Here is a 21,962-nt window from a genome sequence, read left to right on the forward strand (position 1 = left end):
CATACGCCGACATCAGGGGCCATAGCTCAGTTGGGATGAGCGCTTGACTGGCAGTCAAGAGGTCGCGGGTTCGATCCCCGCTGGCTCCACCAGACTCCAGCCGGAGCTGACACCGCCGGGCGACCAGGGGAGGTCGCCCGGCGGCCGTTCACCGAGCGTTGGACGACAGCGTTGCGCCGGACGAGTCCTTGACAGCGTCGCGGGCATGTGCTATAGTAGAGTGGTGAGTTCGCACGCGGCATGCGTGCGTGGGCTGCCAAAATAGAGCAGGAGCTGGCGCCGACCGATACTGCTAACGTGTTGCGTACCTCTGGGCATCCACCTCGGGCTGCTGTTGGTGCGCGATGACGGCGGTGTCGGTCAACGGACCGGGGCGCGGGCTTCTGCTTTCGTGTATCTGGCATGAGTTCACGAGAAGGCGAGGTCGCCATGCGGGGACATCTCATCTCTCTCTTGCTGCTTGCCGTGGGTGCGCTGCCGATGGGCGCAGCGAATCCGGCGACGCTCGAAGCTGATGTCGACTTCAGCGGGGCCGACGTGCGGTTCGAGTCGCTGCGCGCCTACGTTCGGCCGACGATCGACGGATGCACGACGATCGGCGCCGAGGGCCAGCCGGCCCTTCCTGTCAGGGTCATGCACTTCGTGATCCCCGCCGATGCTACGGTGGAGAGCGTGGGGGCGGTGTTCGGGGAAGGCGAGCTCGTCGGGACGCACAGGGTCGCGCCGATCCAGCCGGAGGCGCCCATCGGCGAGACGGTGGCGTGGGTGGACCCCGACGCCGAGGTGTATGGCGCGGAGGGTCTGTTCCCTCCGGAGCGCGTCGTGTACCTGGGTGACGGCTACATGTGCGGACATCGCGTGGCGGCCATCGCCGTGTACCCGCTCCAGTACGAGCCGCGGACGGGCAAGCTCCGGCTCGCGCGAGACATGCGCGTGACGCTCTCGCTCAGGCCGTCGCCGTACGACGCGGCCACACGGCTGAGGTCGACGCCGAGCTCCTCGCGGCTGCACGGGCGCGCCATCGCGGCTCTCGTGGAGAACGCAGCCGACATCGAGCGATTCGCTCCGCGCAGCGTTCGGATCGACGACGACAGCGGCGCCCGCGGCTTCCAGCCGCGCTACGCTCCCTCGCTCGAGGGGAGCGCCGTCGAGTATGTCATCATCACGAACCAGACGCTCAAACCGTACTTCGATGTGCTGGCGGAGTGGCGGACGAAGATGGGACTTCCCTCCGCGGTTCGTACCGTGTCGTGGATCGATCAGAACTACCCGGGCGGCTGCGACACCGCGGAGCGTATCCGGATGTTCATCACGGACGCCTACGCGACGTGGGGGACGACCTACGTCCTTCTCGGAGGCGACACCGACATCGTCCCTCCGCGCTACTGCTTCACGACGTACTACGGGTCGAGCTTCGTTCCCGGCGACATCTACTACTCATCGCTCGAGGGCAACTGGAACGCCAACCAGAACAGCAGCTTCGGCGAGGGCTATCGCGGGTACACCAATCAGGGCGATGACGTCGACTTCTACCCTGAGGTCTTCGTGGGGAGAGCACCGGTCAACTCGGCCCTCAAGGCGGCCAACTTCGTCGCCAAGACCCTGGCGTACGAGAAGACGCCGGCGTCCGTGATGACCGACCGGAACCTCTATCTTGCGGAGGTTCTGTTCCCGTACGACTGGCAGGGGGGAGCATACAGCCTCGATGGCGCAGCGGACATCGTCGAGGCGGGAATGGACAGCGTGCCGGGCGGCGTCCGCGGCGCGCGCGTCTACGCCAACCACACCCAGTTCCCAGGGTCGTATCCCCTGGGCGCACAGGCCGCCATCGACTCGATCACGCGCGGCTACAACGTGGTTGTTCATGTCGGGCACGGCAACAAGGACGTCATGCGCATGAACCTGAACAACTACGTGATGATGAACCACGTGGATGCCCTCGCAAACGGTCAGTCGCGCTCCGGCTTCTGGTGGCTGCTGAACTGCACGAGCGCGGCCATCGACTTCGACTGCATCGCGGAGCGGGCCGTCAACAACCCCAACGGCGGAGCCTCGTCGCTGTTCGGACCCACGCGCTACGCGTTCCCCGCCACGTGCCGCGACTACTACTGGGACTGGCTCGGTGTCCTCTACAACACGTCTGTCAACGCCGCCGGGGCGACCTGCGCCCTGGCCAAGGCCCGGCACGCGAGCTTCGGCGAGTCCGGCTACGAGAACACCGACCGGTGGACGCAGCTCTCCATGGTCTATCTGGGTGACCCGGCGCTTCCGCTATGGACCGCGCGGCCGAAGCCGCTCTTCGTGTCCCATCCCGGGACCTTGCAGGTCGGGGCATCTGGAATGAGCTTCACGGTGACGGACCCGTCCGCCGTCGCAGGGGCCGTCGTGTGCGTGCGAAAGGGCACGGAGGTGTACGCGCGCGGCGAGACGGGGCCGACGGGCCAGCTCACGCTCTCGTTCACGCCGCGCACGACCGGCACGCTCACGGTCACGGTGACGGCGGCGAACCACCTGCCCTACGAGGCCACCGTGAGCGTCACGGCGGCCTCCGGTCCCCACGTGTACGCGGAGTCGTGGTCGGTGGACGATGACGCCCTCGGGCTGAGCATCGGGAACGGCAACGGCAAGGCCGAAGCGAGCGAGACGATCGAGCTGGATGTGACAGTCCGGAACACGGGCGTGTCGACGGCGACGGCCGTGACGGGAACCCTGACGTCGCTCGACCCGTATGTCGTCATTCAGGACGGGTCGGCGAACTTCGGCACGATCGCGGCCGGAGCGCCCAGCACGGTCGGGGAGGCTTTTCGAGTGGCGATCCTCGGGACGTGCCCGAATGAGCATGACGTGGAGTTCTCGCTCCAGCTCAGCGAGGGGACGCGCCTCATCTGGAACCAGACGCTCGTCTGCCGCGTGTTCCGGCCGAACCCCATGCAGGTCTATCTCGACGTGGTCGAGCTTGAAGGCAACGGCAACGGCGTCATCGAGGTCGGCGAGACGATCGCTCTCTCGGTGGACGTCCTCAACGACGGCAACGGCGATGCGAAGTCGCTGACGGGCAAGCTCAGGTACCCGGGGAGCGAGGTCGCCGTCTCAGACAGCGTGGACTCGTGGGGCGACGTCCCCGCGGGGAGCATCGTGTCCGGTTCGGGTGGGTTCGTCTTCACGTTGCACTCGGCTCCGACCCGGCGCATGGTCCTCGCGCTCTCGGACACGTACGGGAAGACGTGGAGTTCCGGGCTCGACTTCGCGGCTCCCGCGGCGACGGACTCGCTCGGCGGAAAGGTGAAGGGTACGACGATCGAGCTCTCCTGGCGTCCCGTCGCGGCTCCCGACCTCAAGGGGTACGACGTGTATCGGGCCACGGCGCTCGCGGGGCCGTACGTGAAGGCCACCGCGGCGCTGACCGGAAGGACGTCCTACTTCGCGAACAAGGGCCTCGACGAGAACAGGTTGTACCACTTCTACGTCGTGGCCGTGGACTCGTCGGGTCACGTGGGCTCGGCATGCCCGGTGCTCTCGATCTCGACCAATCCGCCAAGTCAGATCGGCTGGCCGCTCGCCACGGGCGGGGGGATGTACTCGAGCCCGGCCGCGGTTGATGTCGATGGCGACGGCGACCTCGAGATCATCATCGCGTCGGAGGAGATCTACGCGTGGCACCACACCGGCAGCGAACTCCTCGACGGCGACGGCGATCCGCGCACGGCCGGGATCCTCGCGGCCCAGGGGCAGGGTGGATACCGCGCCTCCGTGGCCGTGGGTGAGGTGGACGGCGATCCCGGGCTGGAGGTCGTATGCGCGGCCTGGACGAACGTCGGAACGCCTCAGTCGCCGGCGTATCAGGTGTTCGCGTGGAACGCGGAGAACGGCACCGTCCTGCCCGGGTGGCCTGTGACGACCACACGCTTCTGCTGGGCGTCGCCGGCGCTCGCGGACCTCGATCGAGACGGCCGCGCGGAGATCCTCATCCCGTGCGCCGACGGCTTCCTCTACTGCTGGCGACACAACGGTACCGAGTACATCGACGGCGACAACAACCCGCTGACGATCGGTGTCTTCAAGTGGCTGGGGGCGACGTGGCCGTACGGCTCGCCCGCGGTGGCGGACATCGACGGCGATGGGGAGCTCGAGATCATCCAGCCAGGGGCGGACGGTAAGATCTACGCTCTGAACGCCAACGGTACCACGGTTCCCGGATGGCCGTTCAACTGCGAGGCGAAGTCCGTCTGCTCGCCCGCCGTCGGTGACGTGAACAACGACGGCCTGCTTGAGATCGCCGTGGCGTCGAACGCGGGCAAGCACTGGCTTCTCAGAGCCAACGGGACGGTGATGCCTGGCTGGCCGAAGTCGCTGTACATCGACGGCGACTTCCCACCGTCTCCCGTGCTCGCGGATGTCAACGGCGACGGGAACCTCGAGTACATCCAGGTCTCGTCCGACGGGCGGATCACCGTGAGGGACTACCTGGGCACCATGCTCCCGGGCTGGCCGCAGCTCATGGGCGCCAGCTGCGGCTCGAGCCCCGTGGTCGCGGACATCGACGGTGATCCCGGCATGGAGATCGTCATCGGCTGCGACAGCGGCCGGCTGTACGCCTACGATGCGAACGGAGCGCTGCTCGCCGGGTGGCCCATCCAGACGGACGCTGAGATCTACGGGAGCCCGACCGTGGCGGATCTGGACGGCGACGGCGATGTCGAGGTCGTTATCGGCTCGATGGACGGCAACGTGTACGTGTGGGACTGCGCCGGGCAGTACGCCGGAGGGGACCGTGTGCAGTGGGGGAGCTTCCTGCACGACGCGTGGAGAACGCAGAACTACTCCTTCAGCATCCCCGTCGGTGTGGACGACGGCGACGATACCTCGGAACTCCAGGCGGGGCCTGTGCTCGCGCAGAACTGCCCGAATCCCTTCAACCCCGTGACCACGATCGCGTTCCACGTCCCCGATTCCGATGGGCAGGCGCCCGTCCGCGTGACGATCCACGCGCTGGACGGCTCGGTCGTGCGGACCCTGGTTGACGAGCACCTGGATTCCGGCAGGCACGTCAGGGTCTGGGACGGCAAGGACGACCACGGGTTCCGCTCGGCCTCGGGCGTGTACTTCTGCCGGCTGACCGTCGGAGAGGTCGCGCGCGTGCGGAAGATGACGCTCATCAAGTAGGTCCTCCCAGACATCAGAGGCGCCCCGCTCGAGGGGCCCCGGCTCAGGCCGGGGCCCCTCGGCCTTTTTTGCCCTTGACAGCCCGGGAGGTCGAGCCTAACATCCCCGCCGTGGGCAGAGGTGGGCAGAAGTGGGAAAGAGGCGAGGATCGCGTGGCGACCTTCCGCGGGCAGTCCCTGCGCACCATGGACGACAAAGGGCGTCTCGCCCTGCCCTCCAAGTACGGCAAGGCGGCGGGGCAGGCGTACGTGGTGACGCGGGGACTCGACGACTGCCTCTTCGTGTTTCTGAAGAGCGAGTGGAAGCGCCTCGAGGAGAAGCTCGTGTCGCTCAGCCTCGAGTCCAGGCACGCGCGCTTCTACGTTCGGCAGATGTCCTCGAACGCCGAGGACACGAGCGTGGACGCCCACGGGCGCATCATGATCCCGCCGGCGCTGCGCAAGCTCGCGCACCTCGACGGGGAGGTGCTCGTCATCGGCGCGCTCACGCGGATCGAGCTCTGGAACCCCGAGACGTATCGGACATACGAGAAGGAGTTCGGGCTCTCCTTCGAGGAGGTCGCCGAGACGCTTCTCGAAGAGCCCGGCGCACAGCCGCGCGGCGCCGACGAGCGGCCCAAGGGACGGCGCACGTGACGATCGAGCGCACGCTGACCGATGATGCCGTCGTCCTCTCCGTCGCGGGGAGCGTGGCGGGCCGCGATCTGAGCGACTTGCGTCACGAGCTCGTCGGGCACCTGACCGCGCGCCGAACGAGGATCGTCCTCGACTTCGGCGGCGTCGACCACGTGAGCTATCGCGACGCGACGATGCTGGCCCGGCAGTTCGAGCTTGTCCGGTCCTACGCCGGCGACATGCGGCTTCGGGGTCTCAAGCCGTACGTTCGCGACATCCTGCTGTTCGCCGGCCTGGCCGATGTACTCGAGGCGCATGGGCCTGACGCGGGGGGAGCCAGGAGGCCTCAGGGCCTTGCGGAGTCGCGCGCGCTCAGGCAGGCGCGGCCCGCCCCTTCGCGGCAGTCCTGATCGATAGAACCGCGTACCGCACTTGCAGAACAGAGCACCGATGCAGGGTCAGCACCTGTCGGTCATGACGGCGGAGGTGGTGTCGCTGGTCGTGACTCGCAGCGACGGCACCTACGTGGACTGCACGGTCGGCGGCGGTGGGCACGCCCGGGCCATCCTGAACAACGCGCCCACGGGCAGGCTCCTCGGCATCGACCTGGACCCGTCGGCCCTCGAGGCGGCCGGACGCGCGCTGTCCCCCTTCGGCGGCAGGGTGGAGTTGACCGTGGGCAACTTCTCGGATCTCGCGACCATCGCCGCCGGCCACGGCTGCGGAGCCGCCGACGGGGTCCTGTTCGACCTGGGCTTCTCCTCGCTTCAGCTGGACGACTCCCGCCGCGGCCTCTCGTTCTCGTCCGACGGGCCGCTCGACATGCGGCTCGACCCGGCGCTTCCCGAGACGGCGCTCGACGTGATCGGCTGCGCCACCGAGCGCACCCTCGCACAGATCATCAGCGACTTCGGCGAGGAGAAGCGAGCGCATCCGATCGCGCGTGCCATCCTCGAGGCCCGCGACGCGGGCGGACTCCGCACGACCACGGACCTTGCGAACGCCGTGGCTGCGACGAGGCCCCAGAAGCGTGTGAAGACGCTCGCGCGCGTCTTCCAGGCGCTCAGGATCGCCGTCAACGCGGAACTCGACAACCTCGCCTCGGGTCTCGCCCAGGCCCTGGAGATCCTGAAGCCCGGCGGGCGCGTGGCGGTGATCTCGTACCACTCCCTCGAGGACAGGATCGTCAAGCGGCACTTCGCGGCGTGCGAGCGCCCCTGCGTGTGCCCGCGCGACCTCCCGACGTGCGTGTGCGGGCGCACGCCGACCCTGCGAGTCCTCACGAAGCGCGTCGTGACGCCCCGGGACGCGGAGATCGCAGCGAACCCGCGCGCTCGCTCCGCGAAGCTGCGCGCCGCGGAGAAGCTGGGGCGGGGAGAGATGCCATGAGACGGGGCGCGCGCATCGCGGTGAGGCTGAGCTCGGTCCACGCCCGGGGCGTCGTGCTCTGGGTCGCCGCGCTCGCGACGGGGATGATCTGCGTCTGGGAACACATCTACGCGTCGCGGCTGGCCTCGTCCATCGAGGGTCTCGAGGACAGGAAGGAACGTCTCGAGGCCGAGATCGGGTTCCTCAGGATGGAGTGCGCGGGGCTCGCGGGACGCGAGCGCATCGAGCTCCACGCCACGCAGCACCTGGGTCTGCGCTACCCGGCCGGGGACGAGGTCGTCCGGTTGGGCGCCGAGCACGCCCGGACGGTCCCGGAGCAGACGATCTACGCGAGGAGGGGCGTCCGTGGTGCCGACAACGGGTAGGCACGACGCGATGGTCGTTCACGAGAGACGGCTCCGGGCGGGGATCGTGTTGGGGCTCGCCGTCTGGGTCGTCGTGCTCGCGAGGCTCTTCGTCATCCAGGTCGTCCACTCGCCGCGGCTCGCCTCGTTCGCCTCGAAGCAGCACGTCGAGCGCGTCCGGCTCGCGCCCGAGCGCGGGATCATCTACGACCGAAACCTCGTGCCCCTGTCGGACAACCTCACCGTGAGATCCGTCTGCGCTCATCCCGGGGACGTGCAGTCGCCGGCGCGGACGGCGAGGGCGCTCGCTTCCGTCCTCGGCGGGAGCGCCGAGCGCTACGCTTCGCTTCTCGCCTCGAAGAGAGCCTTCGTGTGGATCAAGCGCCAGGTCACGCCGGCCGAGGCGCGGGCGCTCGAGGAGATGCAGCTGCCCGGCATCGGCTTCCACAAGGAGAACAAGCGCGTCTATCCCTTCGGCGAGGTCGGGTGCCACGTCGTCGGGATGACCGACCTCGACGGCCAGGGGATCTGCGGCATCGAGCGGCAGCTCGACGACGATCTCTCCGGGTCGGACACGTGGGTCCTCTACTTCCTCGACAGCATGGGCCGTCGGATGGCCACGCCGGCCAGCACCAAGGCCGAACCGAGAGCGGGCGCTTCGACCGTGCTCACGATCGACATCGACCTCCAGAGCATCGCCGACGTCGAGCTCGAGCGCGCCATCCGCGAGAACAAAGCCGAGGGCGGCACCATCGTCCTCCAGGACCCGTGGACCGGCGACGTCCTCGCCATGGCCAACTGGCCGCGGTTCGATCCGAACAGGCCGCAGGCCTCGCCCGTCGCCAACCAGAAGAACCGCGCGGTCACGGACCAGTTCGAGCCGGGTTCCGTGTTCAAACTCGTCACGGCGTGCGCGGCGCTGTCCACCGGCGTGGCGGACCTGTCGTCCGTGTACCACGCAAACCGCGGGGACAAGCACTTCGGATCGTGCCGCATCCACGACTGCCATCAGGGCGGCTACGGGTGGCTCGACTTCACCGGCGCCTTCGCGAAGTCCAGCAATGTCTGCTTCGCGCAGATCGCCGAGGACGTAGGCCCCGTGTCGCTCTACGCGTGGTCGCGCGACTTCGGCTTCGGTTGCCCCACGGGCATCTCGCTGCCCGGCGAGGTCCGCGGCACGCTCCGCGAGCCCTCGCGCTGGAGCCGGCGCTCCGTCCACACGATCGGGATCGGCCAGGAGGTCGCCGTCACGGCCCTGCAGATGGTCAACGCGTACTCCGCCGTCGCCAACGGCGGCTCGCTCATGGAGCCCAGGATCGTCCGCGCCGTCATCGGTGAGGACGGGCGCGTGCTGCAGGCGTCGGAGCCGGTCATCGTCCGCGAGGTTGTCGCGCCGGCCGTCGCGGCGGAGGTGCGGGAGCTCATGGTCGCGGTCACGGAGCGGGGAACGGGCAAGAAGGCGGCCGTCTCGGAGCTCACGGTGGCCGGGAAGACCGGGACCGCGCAGAAGGCGCTGCCCGACGGTCGCGGGTACTCGCGCGATGGCGCCATGTCGTCGTTCGCCGGTTTCGCGCCGGCCGACGCGCCGGAGATCGTCTGCCTCGTCGTGATCGATGAACCCGAGGGACGCGGGCTTGCCGGAGACGTGGCCGCGCCCGTGTTCGCGCGCGTCGTCGAGCGCATCGTGCGCGGCCCGGCGCGCGAGGACGTCGCGGCGGCGGACGCGAGGAGCCGCGACGCCCGGCCGCGCGTGGGCGGGCTCTACGCCGGGCCCGAGATGGAGCAGCGCAGAGCGAGGGGACTCACGACCGACGCCCCGGTCCGGCACGCAGCCGCCTACGCGAGCTACCTCACGGCCCCGAACCGCGGGGCGCTCGATGCTCTTGCCGGCGACGCCGCGCAGGGCCTGCGCGAGGCGCTGGTCGTGGCGCCCGCCGAGCCCGCGGCCGCGCTCGAGGTGCCCGACCTGCGCGGCATGAGCATCAGGCTGGCGCGCAGGACTGCGGCCCAGTCCGGTCTCGTGCTCGCGTTCGAGGGAAGCGGAGTCGTTCACCGCCAGTCGCCCGTCCCGGGGAGCCACGCGCGGCCCGGCGACAGGGTCGTCGTCACGTGCTCGCTGTGATGCCGTGGAGGATCTGGTGCGCCCGCCCGACGCCAACCACCGGATGAACGGAGACGCGCCCGCCGTGCCGCTCGGCGACCTCCTGCGGAGATCGTCCGTCGGGGGCGGCGCGAGGGCGCCCGAGGCGATCGTGCGCTCCGTCGAGTACGACTCGCGGCGCGTCGGGGAGGGGTGCCTCTTCGTGGCGATCACCGGCTTCGTGACGGACGGCCACAGGTTCGTGGAGGAGGCGGCGCGTCGGGGCGCCGTCGCGGCGCTCGTCGAGAAGAAGGTCGGGGCCTCGATCCCCGAGATCGTCGTCCCGGACACCCGCGCCGCCCTCGGGCTCGTTGCGCACGAGTTCTACGGCCGGCCGTCCGAACGGCTCAAGGTGCACACCATCACGGGAACGAACGGCAAGACGACCGCCTCGTGCCTCGTCGACTCGATCCTGCGGGCCGACGGGGCGCGCACGGGTGTCATCGGGACGCTGGGCTACCGCGTGGACGATCGGCGCTACCCCGGCGACCGCACGAGCCCGGAGTCGCTCGACCTGGCGAAGCTCATGGCCTCCATGGTGGACGTGGAGGTTGCGGCCGTCACCATGGAGGTGTCCTCGCACGCGCTTGCGCTCAAGCGCGCCGAGGGCATGAAGATCGACACGGCCACCTTCACGAACCTCTCGCGCGACCATCTCGACTTTCACGGCAGCCTCGAGAAGTACGCGGCGGCCAAGAGGCTGCTCTTCGAGGCCCTGGCCGGAGCCGCGTGGAAGCCCGGCTCCACCGCGATCGTGAACGCCGATGACCCGTGCGGACGGGACATCGTCGCGTCGCTGCGGTCGTCCCCGCGCGTGCGCACGCTCACCTTCGGGATGTCCCAGGGCGACATCCACGCGTCGTCGGTGAGGAGCACGGCGGCCGGCACCGAGGCCCTGTTCGTGACCCCGGCCGGCGCGATCGAGGTTCGCCTCAGGCTCATCTCGGCGTTCAACGTCATGAACGCGCTCGCGGCGACCGGCGTGGCGGTCTCGCAGAACATCGGGTCCGATGCCATCGCGGCCGGCCTCGAGGCCGTCGACCGCGTCGAGGGCCGGCTTCAGCTCGTTGACGGCGGGCAGGACTTCACGGTCGTCGTCGACTACGCCCACACGCCCGACGCCCTCGAGAAGGTGATCGGCGCGCTGCGTGAGCTCTCGCCGCGGCGCCTCCTCGTCGTCTTCGGATGCGGGGGCGACCGCGACCGCGGCAAGCGCCCGCTCATGGGCGCGATCGCGGCCGGCGCCGCCGACCTCGCGATCGTCACGTCCGACAACCCGCGCACCGAGAGCCCCGGCGCGATCATCGAAGACATCCTCGCCGGCACGAAGGGCGAGGACGCGCGCGCCGAGATCGAGGTCATCGAGAACAGGCGCGACGCGATCCGGCGGGCGGTCGCCGCGGCGTCGGCCGGGGACATCGTCCTCGTGGCCGGCAAGGGGCACGAGGACTACCAGATCGTCGGCACCGAGAAGCTCCGCTTCGACGACCGGGAGGAGGTGCTGGCCGCCGTGGCGGACCTGCGGTCGGGCCGGCTGTAGATGGAGAGCGTTCGCCTTGTCGACGTCGCGCAAGCGCTGGGCGTGCCCGCAGGGGAGGCGGGCGATGTCATGGTGACCGGAGTCTCCACCGACTCGAGGGCCGTCGGCGCGGGCGAGGTGTTCTTCGCCGTCCGCGGGGAGCGGTTCGACGGCCACGCCTTCGTCGGCGACGCGTTCGCGCGCGGCGCTGTCGCGGCCGTCGTTTCCGAGACCGCGGCGACAAAGAGCATCTCCGGTCGGACCCTTGTCGTCCGCGACACCGTCTCGGCGCTCGGCGACCTCGCGGCGTGGTACCGGCGGCGCTTCGCGCTCGACGTCGTCGGCGTCACGGGGACGAACGGCAAGACGACGACGAAGGACATGTGCGCGGCCGTGCTCGCGACGACGCGCCGCACGCTCAGGACCGAGGGCAACCTCAACAGCCAGATCGGCGTGCCGCTCACGCTCCTCGGGCTCGAGCGCGCCCACGAGGCCGCCGTCGTCGAGATGGGCATGGACCGGCCGGGGCAGATCGCGCGGCTCGCGGCCATCGCCGGGCCGCGGGTGGGCGTCATCACGAACGTCTCCGAGGCACACCTCGAGACCGCGGGGAGCGTCGAGGAGATCGCCCGCGGCAAGGCCGAGATGCTCGACGCGCTTCCGGGCGACGGCACGGCCGTGCTCAACGGCGACGACACGCGCGTGATGTCGCAGGCGGGCCGAGCCCGGTGCAGGGTCATCACGTTCGGTCTCGGCGAGAAGGCCGACGTGCGCGCCACGGACGTGGCCGAGTCGGACCGCGGCGTGCGCTTCCGCCTGCGGGGCGGCCCGACGGTGACGGTACCCGTTCCGGGCCGGCACAACGCGCTGAACGCGCTCGCGGCGATCGCGGTGGGCGAGGCGCTCGGCGTCCCGGCCGATCGCGCCGCGGAGGCGCTCTCGCGCTTCCGGCCGACCCCCAGGCGCATGTCGGTCTCGCGCGTCGGGCGGTGGACGGTGATCGACGACTCCTACAACTGCAATCCTGAGTCCCTGAGGGCCGCGCTCGAGACGCTGGTGGCGGTGGCCGCCGGCCGTCCCACCGCGGCGGTCCTCGGCGACATGCTCGAGCTCGGGCCGCGAAGCGCCGCCGCGCACGAGGACGCGGGGCGGCTCGTGGCCGGACTCGGCATCGGTGTGCTGTATGCGGTCGGGCGGGAGATGCAGGCGGCGAGGGCGGGGGCCATCGCCGCAGGCATGTCGCCCGACCGGGCGAGGCACTTCACTGACAGGCGGGCGCTCGTGGACGCGCTTCGGGAGGGCGCCGAGGGCGGGTCGCTTGTCGTGCTCGTGAAGGGGTCGCGCGGAATGCGCATGGAGGAAGTGGTTGAGTTGCTGACGACGGAGACGAAGGTCTCCTGACTCGGCGGGGTCCAGGCTCCCCATCGACAGAAGGGCCGTCATGTTCTATCACCTGCTGTATCCCCTCAGTGGCACCTTTTCCGCCCTCAATGTGTTCCGCTACATCACCTTCCGTTCGGCGTACGCGGCGATCACGGCCCTGCTCATAAGCTTCCTCCTCGGCCCCCTCTTCCTGAAGATGCTCCGGCGGCGCCAGCTCACGGCGGGCGTCCGCGAGTTCCTGCCGGAGTCGCACGTCACGAAGGCCGACACGCCCACGATGGGCGGTCTTCTGATCCTCGTCGCCACGCTCGTGCCGACGCTCCTGTGGGCCCGGCTCGACAACGAGTTCGTGTGGATCGTGATGCTCGCCACGGCGTGGCTCGGTCTCGTGGGGTTCGCGGACGACTACCTCAAGGTGGTCAAGCGCCGCCCCAAGGGCCTCATCGCCCGGTACAAGATCGCGGGCCAGCTCGGCCTCGGTCTTCTGGTCGGCACGCTGATCTACGTCCGGAACACGGTCGCGAGCCCCTCGGACGTCGAGGTGCCGTTCCTGAAGGACTGGGTCATCTCGCTCGGCCCCGCCTACATCGTGTTCGTGATGCTCGTCATCACGGGAAGCTCGAACGCGGTGAACCTCACGGACGGGCTGGACGGCCTGGCGATCGGCCTTGCGGTGTTCTGCGCGCTCGCGTTCGCGGCCATGAGCTACATCACGGGGAACGTCAAGTTCAGCGACTACCTGAACGTCCCCTACATTGCCGGCACCGGAGAGCTCGCGGTCTACTGTGCCTCGCTCATGGGCGCCGGGATGGGGTTCCTGTGGTACAACGCCCATCCCGCGGAGATCTTCATGGGCGACACCGGGGCGCTCGCCGTCGGCGGCGCGCTCGGGACGCTCGCCGTCCTCATCAAGAAGGAGATCTGGCTCGTCATCGTCGGCGGGCTGTTCGTCATCGTGGCGCTCTCCGTCATCATCCAGATCCTCTCGGTGAAGCTCACGGGGCGGCGCGTCTTCCTCATGGCGCCTCTCCATCATCACTTCCAGAAGCGCGGGTGGCACGAGAGCAAGGTGGTCGTGAGGTTCTGGATCGTCGGAGCGCTGTTCGTCGTGCTGGCTCTCTCGACACTCAAACTCCAGTAGGGAGAGCGGTGTGAAGACGGGGTGGATCGGTGGAAGCGGGCAGAGGACATCGGCGAGGGGAGGGGCATCCGCCCATGCGGACGCCGCTCGATCTGAGGTCGCGCACGGTGCTCGTGGTGGGGCTGGCGAGGAGCGGCCGCGCGGCCGTCGAGCTCCTCTTGGCTTGTGGAAGCTCCGTCGTCGCGACGGATCTCCGGGCGACGGAGGAGCTGCGGGCGCTCGCCCGGAGCTGGGCCGGGCGCGGCGCGCGCGTCGTGCTCGGTGAGAACCCGACGGGGCTCGTCCGCGGCGCGGACCTCATGGTCCTGAGCCCGGGCGTGCCGCAGGACGCGCCGGTCGTCGCGGAGGCAAGGGCGCTGGGCGTGCGGGTGATCGGGGAGATCGAGCTCGCCTACGCGTTCTCGAAAGGAAGCTGGGTCGCCGTGACGGGGACGAACGGGAAGACGACCACCACCGCGCTCACGGGCGAGCTCGTGAAGACCACGGGCCGGCCCGTCCTCGTCGGCGGCAACATCGGCATCGCGCTCGCCGACCAGGTGATGAGCGTTCCCGAGGAGGGGTACATCGTCGCCGAGGTCTCGAGCTTCCAGCTCGACACGATCGAGGCGTTCCGTCCGCGCGTCGGCGTGCTTCTCAACGTCACGGAGGACCACCTCGACCGCTACCCGTCGATGGACGCGTACGCGGCGTCGAAGCGGCGGATCTTCATGAACCAGGAAGCGACGGACACCGCCGTGCTCAACGTGGACGACCCCGCCGTGGCGGCTGCGGCTGACACGCTGCGGTCGAGGGTCGTCCCCGTGAGCGCGCTTCGCGAGGCGAAGGGCGGCGTGTTCGTGAGGGAGGGGATCATCGTGTCGCAGGCGGCCGGGAAGGACGAGCCCGTGCTCCCGGCGCGGGAGCTCGGCATCCCCGGGCCGCACAACCTCGCGAACGCGCTCGCGGCGACGGCGGCCGCGATGGCCGTGGGCGTCTCCGCGGCCGACGCGGCGCGCGTGCTTCGGTGCTTCGCGCCGCTTCCGCACCGGCTGGAACGGGTCGCCGAGATCGACGGCGTCGCGTACGTCAACGACTCGAAGGCGACCAACGTGGACGCCGTGAGCTTCGCGCTGCGCAGCTACGAGCGGCCGATCGTCCTCATCGCGGGCGGGAGGGACAAGGGCGCGGACTTCGGCGTGCTCTCGACGCTCGTCGCGGCGCGCGTCAAGCGCGTCGTCACGATCGGCGAGGCCGCGGCGAAGCTCGAGGCGGCGCTCGCCGGCTCGGCGCCCGTCGAGCGCGCCGGGTCGCTCCGCGAGGCCGTGCGCGCCGCCGCGGCGGCCGCGTCCGCCGGTGACGTCGTGCTGCTCTCGCCGGCGTGCGCGAGCTTCGACATGTTCGCCGACTACGAGGACCGGGGCCGGCAGTTCAAGGCCGAGGTGCTTCGCCTCGCCGCGGAACGCGGGGGCGGGCCCGGGGGAGGGCGCGGGTGAAGGGCGCCGTGCGCTGCGACAGGTGGCTCATCTGGATCACCGCCGTGCTCGTGCTCGTCGGGATGCTCACGGTGTACACGGCGAGCGCGCACATCGCGGAGCGGAGCTTCGGCGGGACGAACGTGTTCCTCCGCCGGAACGTCCTCCGCGCGGCGCTCGGCGTGATCGCGATGCTGGCCGCGTACCACGTGGACTACCGCGCCTACCGGAAGCACGCCCGCAAGGGCATCTTCTTCGCGATCGGGCTGCTCGCGCTCACGCTCGTGTTCGCCGATCCGGTCCGCGGCATGCGCGGGTTCTGGCTCATGTTCCAGCCGAGCGAGCTCGCCAAGCTCGCGCTCGTCGTGTACCTCGCGGACGTGCTCGCGCGCCGGCAGGACTCACTGGACGACTTCTTCAGGGGCGTCGTCCCGTGGCTGGCCGTCGCGCTCGCCGTCGTGGGTCTCGTCGCGGTTCAGCCGGACTACGGAAGCGCGCTCGGGCTCGTCGCCCTCATCTCCGTCATGCTCTTCCTCGGGGGCGTCCGCCTGCGCCATCTCCTTGCGCTCGTCGGCGCATCCGTGATCGGCGTCGGGTTCCTCGTCCGTCACATCGGCTACATCTCCTCGCGCGTCGCCGTGTGGAAGCCGACGTTCGACCTCTCGCTCGAGGGGCTCGACCTCAGGGGCGCGGCGTACCAGATCTTCCAGTCGCTCGTGGCGCTGGGATCGGGCAGCGTCGTCGGGCTCGGCGTGGGGGCGAGCCGTCAGCGCGCCTTCATTCCGGACTCGCACACGGACTTCGCGTTCTCGATCTGGGGCGAGGAGCTGGGGCTCGTCGGCACGGCGGGGCTCGTCGTCGTGTTCGTCCTGCTCATGGTGCGCGGGCTGCGCGTGGCGAAGCGCGCGCCGGACCTCTACGGGACGCTCCTCGCGGGCGGGCTCACCGCCATGGTGACGGTGTACGCCGCCATCAACATCGCCGTCGTGACCGCGCTCATCCCGACCACGGGGCTTCCGCTCCCGTTCGTGAGCTACGGCGGGTCGTCGCTCATCGTGAACATGGCGGCCGTCGGCATCCTCCTCAACATGTCCAAGCGGCCGCTCCTGGACAGCGGCGGGCGGCCCGTCCTCGTCGGCGCCGAGCGGCGCCGGTCGGACGCGGAGGGGGCGCGAAGGGAGCGCCCGTGAGGATCATGATCGCCGGCGGAGGGACCGGAGGACACATCTTCCCGGGCGTCGCGATCGCGGACGCGCTGGAGCAGCTCGCGCCGGGAACCGAGGTCTTCTTCATGGGGCGTCGCGGGTCGATCGAGGAGCGGGTCGTGACCGGGACGGGCAGGCGCTTCGCCGCGGTGCCGGCGATGGGGCTTGCGCGCGGCGTGGAGGCGAGGAACGTCGCGATGCCCTTCGTCGTCGCCGGCGGCTACGCCAGGTCCCTCACGGTCCTTGCGGGCAGCCGCCCCGCGGCCGCGATCGGGACCGGCGGGTTCATCAGCGTGCCGCCCATCCTCGCGGCGCGCACGCTCGGCGTCCCCGTGGTGCTGCAGGAGCAGAACTCGTGGCCCGGGCTTGCGACGCGCCTCCTCTCGCGGCTCGCGGCGGAGGTCCACGTGAGCTTCGACGACACGGCGGCGTGGCTGCCGCGCGCGCGCAAGGTCGTGATCTCCGGGAACCCCGTGCGCGCCGGCCTCGCCGGGCTCTCGCGCGACGCGGCGCGCCGCTCGCTGGGGCTTCCCGACGCCGGGCGCGTGGTGTTCGCGCTGGGCGGGAGCCGCGGCGCGCGGAGGATCAACGAGGCCGTCGCCGGCGCGATGGGCGAGTTCGCGCGGACGGGGACGGCGATCGTCGCGCAGACCGGGCGCGACGACCTCGAGAGCGTCCGCGAGGCCGCCGGGAAGGCCGGCGCGCGGGCGGTCGTCGAGGCGTTCTTCGACGACGTCGGGCGCGCGTACGCGGCGAGCGACCTCGTCGTCGCGAGGGCGGGCGCGACGACGCTGGCCGAGATCGCGCTCGTCGGGCGGCCCTCGATCCTCGTGCCCTACCCGCACGCCACGGAGGGCCACCAGCTCAGGAACGCGCGCGCGTTCGAGCGCGGCGGCGCGGCCGTCGTGGTCGAGGACGGCGCGCTGTCAGGCCGCGCCCTCGCCGAGAAGGTCCTCGCGCTTCTCGACGACACGCCGCTCCTCGCGTCCATGGCGGACGGCGCCAGGAAGCTCGCGCGGCCCGACGCGGCTGACCGGGTCGCGCGAGCAACCCTGGCGCTCGCACGGGGGCGCGGGGCGCGGGTGGGCTCGTCGAGAGGAGGGCACGCGGCGTGACGATGTTCGGACGCGTGAAGCGCGTGCATCTCGTGGGCGTCGGCGGGGCCGGCATGAGCGGCATCGCCGAGGTCCTGCTCAACCTGGGCTTCGCGGTGTCGGGATCGGACCTCAAGCGCTCCGAGACCACGGACCGTCTCCAGAAGCTCGGGGGGCGCGTGCACGTCGGGCACGCGGCGGCCAACATCGAGGGCGCCGACGTCGTGGTGACCTCGACCGCCGTCGCTCCGGACAACCCCGAGGTCGTCGCGGCCCACGAGCGACTGGTGCCGGTCATCCCGCGGGTCGAGATGCTCGCCGAGCTCATGCGGATGAAGTTCTCGGTCGCCGTGGGCGGCACGCACGGGAAGACGACGACCACGTCGCTCATCGCGGCGGTCCTCTCGGCGGGCGGGCTGGACCCCACGGTCGTCGTGGGCGGGCGCATCAAGGCGATGGAGAGCGGCGCGCGGCTCGGGGCGAGCCAGTACATCGTCGCCGAGGCGGACGAGAGCGACGGGTCGTTCCTGAAGCTGTCGCCGACCATCACGGTCGTGACGACCGTGGACGAGGAGCACCTCGACTACTACTCGGGGCTCGACGAGATCAAACGCGCGTTCACGAGGTTCGCCAACAGCGTCCCGTTCTACGGGTGCTCCGTGGTCTGCCTCGACCAGCAGAACATCCAGGCGATCATCCCGGACATCGCGCGCAGGGTGATCACGTACGGCCTCGCCGGCCAGGCGGACGTTCACGTGCTCGACGTCGAGGCGTCGAACGGCACGAGCGTGTTCACCGTCGTGGCGGCGGGGGCGGAGGTCGGGCGCATCGAGATCGCCATGCCCGGGCTTCACAACGTCTACAACTCGCTCGCGGCCGTCGCCGTGGGCCTCGAGCTCGGGGTGCCGTTCTGCGACATCGCGCGCGCGCTCAGGGAGTTCGAGGGCATTTCCAGGAGGTTCGAGATCAAGGGGGAGGCCTGCAATGTGCTTGTTCTGGATGACTACGGGCACCATCCCGCGGAGATCCGCACGACGCTCTCCGCGGCCGTCTCGAAGTGGCACCGACGACTCGTCGTGCTGTTTCAGCCGCACCGCTACACCCGAACCCAGAAGCTCGGAGAGGATTTCGGCCGCTCCTTCTACGACGCGACCGTCCTCCTCGTGACGGGCATCTACGCGGCGAGCGAGACGCCGATCCCCGGCGTGAGCGGGGCGAGCATCGTCGAGGCCGCGCAGCGCTCCGGCCACCGGAGCGCGGAGTACGTCGAGGACATGGACGCGCTCTACGAGCGCGCCATGGAGATCGTGAGGCCGGGCGACGTCGTCCTGACGCTCGGCGCCGGCGACATCCACAAGGTGGGCGAGAGGGTCCTCGCGGCGCTTCGCGCGCGCGAGCAGGCGGGCGGACGTTGAGGGCTGTCGAGGTGGACATCCGCGCAGGCATCGTCGAGGAGCTCGAGAGAATCGCTCCCGGGCGCGTGCGGACGGGCGAGCCCATGGCGCGGCATACCTCGTTCGGGCTCGGCGGCCCCGCCGACCTCTTCGTCGCCCCCGACTCCCCCGGCGCGTTCAAGGACGCGGCGGCGTATCTCGCCGACGAGCGGGTGCCGGTGAGGCTCCTCGGGCGCGGCACGAACCTGCTCGTGCGAAGCGGCGGCATCGAGGGCTGCGTCATGGCCGTCTCACGGGCGTTCACGCGCATGGAGCGGCGGGGCGGGGAGGTCGTCGTCGGAAGCGGCGTGGACCTCGCGCGCCTGCTCTCCTTCTGCGCGGAGAAGGGCCTCTCCGGTCTCGAGGGGCTCTCGGGGATCCCCGGAAGCGCGGGCGGCGCCGTCGTCACGAACGCCGGGAGCTTCGGCGTCTCCGTGGGCGAGCGGCTGCGCGAGATCACGGTCTTCGAGCCGGGGAAGCCGTCGAGGCGCGTGACCGCCGCCGAGCTGGACACCCGCTACCGGCGCATCGGAATCCCCGCGGCGTCGGTGATCGAGGAGGCGGTCGTCTCCGTCGAGCCCGGCGAGCCGGCCGCGGTCGCGGCGCGGCAGCGCGAGGTGCTCGAGAGCAAGTGGAAGACGCAGCCCGTCGGGATGCGGAGCGCCGGGTGCGTGTTCCGGAACCCCGAGGGCCTGGTGGCGGGCAGGCTCATCGAGGCCGCCGGGCTCAAGGGCGCGCGAGTGGGCGGGGCGGTGGTGTCGGACGTGCACGCGAACTACATCCTCAACGACCGCGGGGCGACACCCGAGGACGTCGAGGATCTCGTGGAGCTCATTCGGAAGAGGGTGTTCGCGGATGCGGGAGTCAGGCTCGAGCTCGAGATCGAGATCGTGGGGCGCCACGGCGGCTGATCGCGCCCCCGGGCGCGAGCGCGCGGCGGGCGCGGCGTGGAAGGGAAGGCGGCACGTGATGCCTTCGCACGCCGTTCCACGCGCCGCCACGCCGGCGACTCCGCTGCCCGCGCTGCCGCCGCGCCGCGGGACCCGCCTGCCCCGCCCGCACCGCTCGGTCGTCATGGCGGCGGCCGTCGTGCTCGCGGTGGGGATGAGCGTGGCGGTGTCGAACGCCTCGCGCTGGGGCAGGACCGCGTCGTCGTTCCACCTGGCGCAGGTGGACGTGCTGGGCAACCTCGTGTTGACGGACGCGGAGGTCGTCGCGCTCTCCGGGCTCGAGATGGGGACGAACCTGCTCACGGTGAGCACCAGGGAGGTGGAGGAGGCGGTGCGCCGGTCCCCGCGCGTGCGCCGCGTGCGGGCGTCGCGGGCGCTGCCGGACCGGCTCATCGTCACGCTCGACGAGACGGTCCCGGTGGCCATGGTCTCGGTCGCGCCGGGGAAGGCCCTCGAGGTCTCGATGCACGGGGAGCTGCTCCCGGCCGTCGAGCGGAGCGCGTTCGTCGACGTGCCGCTCATCACGGGCGCCGAGTCCGACGGCGGCCGACCGCCCGCGCCCGAGGACCTCAGGGACGCGCTGGAGCTCATCGTCAAGGCGAAGGAATCCGCTCCGCTCCTCGCGGCGGAGATGTCGGAAGTGAAGATCGCGCCGGGGTCGGGTCTGGTCATCTACACGGTAGCCGACGGGGCAGAGATCAGAGTTGGCTCCGGCGCTCTGGACGCACGCGGCATGAGGCGTCTCGCCATGGTGCTGTCGGACCTGAGGTCGAGGGGCGTCAAGGCCGAGTCGATAGACATGCGGTTTCGGGACCAGATCGTCGTGAGACCCGCGCGGGACGCGGCGCGCGGTCGCGTCTAGGAGGAGGGCTTCCCTTGAAGAGAAGCGAGATCGTCGTCGGCGTCGACCTCGGGTCGACCAGGATCAAGGTCGTCGCCGCCGACGTCAGCGCGAGGGGGCTTCCCGAGATCCTCGGGGTCGGCGAGGCGCCGTCGGACGGCATCGACGCGGGCGCGATCGTGAACATCGAGCGCGCGGCGGGCGCCATCCGGGAGGCCGTCGACGTCGCCGAGCGCAACGCGGAGCTCGACATCGGCCGGGTCGTGGTCTCGGTGGACGGGGAGCACGTCAGGTGCCTCGACAGCCGCGGCGTCATCGCGGTGTCCCGCGCCGGCGGCGAGATCACGCGCTCCGAGATCGACTCCGTGCTCGAAGCGGCCCGGACGCTCGCGCTGCCCGTCGGGCGGGTCGTCGTCGAGGTCGCGCCGCAGGAGTTCTTCGTCGACGGACAGAGCGGCGTGCGGGACCCCATCGGGATGTCCGGCGTGCGGCTCGGGTCCAAGGTCCACGTGGTCACGGCGTCGCAGCAGGCCGTCGACAACGCCCTCAGGGCGGTCAGGAAGGCCGGGCTCAGGGCGTCTGGCGTCGCGCTCAAGCCTCTCGCCGCCGCCGCGGCGACGCTCACGGACGACGAGAAGGACCTGGGCGTGCTCTGCCTGCACCTCTCGGGCGGCACGACCGGCCTCGTGCTCTACCACGACGGCGCGGTTCGCCACGCGGCCGTCGTCGGGTGGGGCTCGGCGAGCATCACGAGCGACATCGCCGTCGGGCTCCGCGTGCCTGTCCAGAAGGCCGAGCTGCTCAAGCGCGAACGCGGGTGGGCGAAGGTCTCGATGGCCGACGAGTCGCCGCTCGAGATTCCCAGCACGGGCGGCCGGCCCCCGAGGCAGAGCTCGTCGCAGATGCTCGCCGCGATCATCGAGCCGAGGGCGCGCGAGCTTCTCGAGATGGCGATGCAGGAGGTGAAGGGAACGGACTACTGGGGCCGGATGCTCGCCGGCGTCGTTCTCACGGGCGGCGGGGCGAAGCTCCGGGGGATCGCCGAGGTCGTCGAGGAGGTGTTCGCGTGTCCCGCGCGGATCGGTCTTCCCGACAGAGCGTCGGGGAAGTTCGAGGCCATCGGGGACCCCGCGTACGCAGCGGCGGTCGGGATCGTGTCGTCGGTGGCGGCCCCAGCGAGCGCAGGCAGGGCGCTTCGCGACAGGCCCCTTGCGGGAACGGTTCAGAAGGTGCGCCAGTGGGTTGACAGCCTGCTCTAGCGGGTCGGCTGCTGTCCCGGGCGCGCCGCGCCCGGC

At 70.7% G+C, this 21,962-nt stretch carries 16 protein-coding genes and 1 tRNA gene; all 17 read left to right on the forward strand.

The window, feature by feature from the left end:
* Nucleotides 1-15: 15 nt before the first annotated feature.
* The 17 genes from FJY74_05595 to ftsA all read left to right on the forward strand — a co-directional run bounded on the left by FJY74_05595 (nt 16) and on the right by ftsA (nt 21,926).
* Nucleotides 16-92, forward strand: a tRNA-Ala gene (locus FJY74_05595).
* A 337-nt stretch (nt 93-429) separates the two neighbouring features.
* The gene (locus tag FJY74_05600; protein ID MBM3307781.1) at nt 430-5,163 is read left to right on the forward strand and encodes a VCBS repeat-containing protein; all 4,734 of its coding nucleotides are present in this window, start codon (nt 430-432) and stop codon (nt 5,161-5,163) included.
* Between the two features lie 152 nt (nt 5,164-5,315).
* Nucleotides 5,316-5,798: a division/cell wall cluster transcriptional repressor MraZ gene (mraZ, locus tag FJY74_05605; protein MBM3307782.1), complete on the forward strand. Its 483-nt coding sequence runs from the start codon at nt 5,316-5,318 to the stop codon at nt 5,796-5,798.
* Complete coding sequence (locus tag FJY74_05610; GenBank protein ID MBM3307783.1) at nt 5,795-6,187, forward strand: STAS domain-containing protein; 393 nt, start codon at nt 5,795-5,797, stop codon at nt 6,185-6,187. Before mraZ ends, FJY74_05610 begins: the two co-directional genes overlap by 4 nt.
* Before the next feature lie 40 nt (nt 6,188-6,227).
* Nucleotides 6,228-7,166 (forward strand): 16S rRNA (cytosine(1402)-N(4))-methyltransferase RsmH, encoded by a 939-nt coding sequence (gene rsmH, locus FJY74_05615; protein ID MBM3307784.1) that lies wholly within the window; start codon nt 6,228-6,230, stop codon nt 7,164-7,166.
* Complete coding sequence (locus FJY74_05620) at nt 7,163-7,531, forward strand: cell division protein FtsL (GenBank protein MBM3307785.1); 369 nt, start codon at nt 7,163-7,165, stop codon at nt 7,529-7,531. The genes rsmH and FJY74_05620 overlap by 4 nt, the downstream gene beginning before the upstream one ends.
* Complete coding sequence (locus FJY74_05625; GenBank protein MBM3307786.1) at nt 7,512-9,632, forward strand: transpeptidase family protein; 2,121 nt, start codon at nt 7,512-7,514, stop codon at nt 9,630-9,632. The genes FJY74_05620 and FJY74_05625 overlap by 20 nt, the downstream gene beginning before the upstream one ends.
* A gap of 16 nt (nt 9,633-9,648) precedes the next feature.
* Nucleotides 9,649-11,190 carry a UDP-N-acetylmuramoyl-L-alanyl-D-glutamate--2,6-diaminopimelate ligase gene (locus FJY74_05630; protein ID MBM3307787.1) on the forward strand — a complete coding sequence of 514 codons (1,542 nt, stop codon included), beginning with the start codon at nt 9,649-9,651 and terminating at the stop codon, nt 11,188-11,190.
* A 69-nt stretch (nt 11,191-11,259) separates the two neighbouring features.
* Complete coding sequence (locus tag FJY74_05635) at nt 11,260-12,570, forward strand: UDP-N-acetylmuramoyl-tripeptide--D-alanyl-D-alanine ligase (protein ID MBM3307788.1); 1,311 nt, start codon at nt 11,260-11,262, stop codon at nt 12,568-12,570.
* Between the two features lie 40 nt (nt 12,571-12,610).
* Nucleotides 12,611-13,693 carry a phospho-N-acetylmuramoyl-pentapeptide-transferase gene (locus tag FJY74_05640; GenBank protein MBM3307789.1) on the forward strand — a complete coding sequence of 361 codons (1,083 nt, stop codon included), beginning with the start codon at nt 12,611-12,613 and terminating at the stop codon, nt 13,691-13,693.
* Nucleotides 13,694-13,767: 74 nt separating this feature from the next.
* Nucleotides 13,768-15,165, forward strand: a complete 1,398-nt coding sequence (murD, locus tag FJY74_05645) for a UDP-N-acetylmuramoyl-L-alanine--D-glutamate ligase (protein ID MBM3307790.1) — start codon at nt 13,768-13,770, stop codon at nt 15,163-15,165.
* Entirely contained in the window at nt 15,162-16,334 is a 1,173-nt protein-coding gene (locus FJY74_05650; protein MBM3307791.1) for a cell division protein FtsW, read from the forward strand. Before murD ends, FJY74_05650 begins: the two co-directional genes overlap by 4 nt.
* A complete protein-coding gene (gene murG, locus FJY74_05655) occupies nt 16,331-17,464 on the forward strand; it encodes an undecaprenyldiphospho-muramoylpentapeptide beta-N-acetylglucosaminyltransferase (protein ID MBM3307792.1) in 1,134 nt (377 codons plus the stop codon). The genes FJY74_05650 and murG overlap by 4 nt, the downstream gene beginning before the upstream one ends.
* 2 nt (nt 17,465-17,466) lie before the next feature.
* The gene (locus FJY74_05660; protein MBM3307793.1) at nt 17,467-18,858 is read left to right on the forward strand and encodes a UDP-N-acetylmuramate--L-alanine ligase; all 1,392 of its coding nucleotides are present in this window, start codon (nt 17,467-17,469) and stop codon (nt 18,856-18,858) included.
* Entirely contained in the window at nt 18,855-19,787 is a 933-nt protein-coding gene (gene murB, locus FJY74_05665) for a UDP-N-acetylmuramate dehydrogenase (protein MBM3307794.1), read from the forward strand. Before FJY74_05660 ends, murB begins: the two co-directional genes overlap by 4 nt.
* 55 nt (nt 19,788-19,842) lie before the next feature.
* Nucleotides 19,843-20,688 (forward strand): FtsQ-type POTRA domain-containing protein, encoded by an 846-nt coding sequence (locus tag FJY74_05670; protein ID MBM3307795.1) that lies wholly within the window; start codon nt 19,843-19,845, stop codon nt 20,686-20,688.
* Nucleotides 20,689-20,702: 14 nt separating this feature from the next.
* Nucleotides 20,703-21,926 (forward strand): cell division protein FtsA, encoded by a 1,224-nt coding sequence (gene ftsA / locus FJY74_05675; GenBank protein ID MBM3307796.1) that lies wholly within the window; start codon nt 20,703-20,705, stop codon nt 21,924-21,926.
* Nucleotides 21,927-21,962: the final 36 nt, after the last annotated feature.

It is taken from the genome of Candidatus Effluviviaceae Genus I sp. (assembly GCA_016867725.1).
Classification (GTDB): Bacteria; Joyebacterota; Joyebacteria; order Joyebacterales; family Joyebacteraceae; genus VGIX01.

What these genes read in the sequence shown, in the direction of transcription:
- FJY74_05640 (MBM3307789.1), top strand. Translation starts at nt 12,611, where the DNA reads ATGTTCTATCACCTGCTGTATCCCCTCAGTGGCACCTTTTCCGCCCTC.
- FJY74_05635 (MBM3307788.1), top strand. Translation starts at nt 11,260, where the DNA reads ATGGTGACCGGAGTCTCCACCGACTCGAGGGCCGTCGGCGCGGGCGAG.
- rsmH (MBM3307784.1), top strand. Translation starts at nt 6,228, where the DNA reads ATGCAGGGTCAGCACCTGTCGGTCATGACGGCGGAGGTGGTGTCGCTG.
- murD (MBM3307790.1), top strand. Translation starts at nt 13,768, where the DNA reads ATGCGGACGCCGCTCGATCTGAGGTCGCGCACGGTGCTCGTGGTGGGG.
- FJY74_05660 (MBM3307793.1), top strand. Translation starts at nt 17,467, where the DNA reads ATGTTCGGACGCGTGAAGCGCGTGCATCTCGTGGGCGTCGGCGGGGCC.
- FJY74_05600 (MBM3307781.1), top strand. Translation starts at nt 430, where the DNA reads ATGCGGGGACATCTCATCTCTCTCTTGCTGCTTGCCGTGGGTGCGCTG.
- FJY74_05620 (MBM3307785.1), top strand. Translation starts at nt 7,163, where the DNA reads ATGAGACGGGGCGCGCGCATCGCGGTGAGGCTGAGCTCGGTCCACGCC.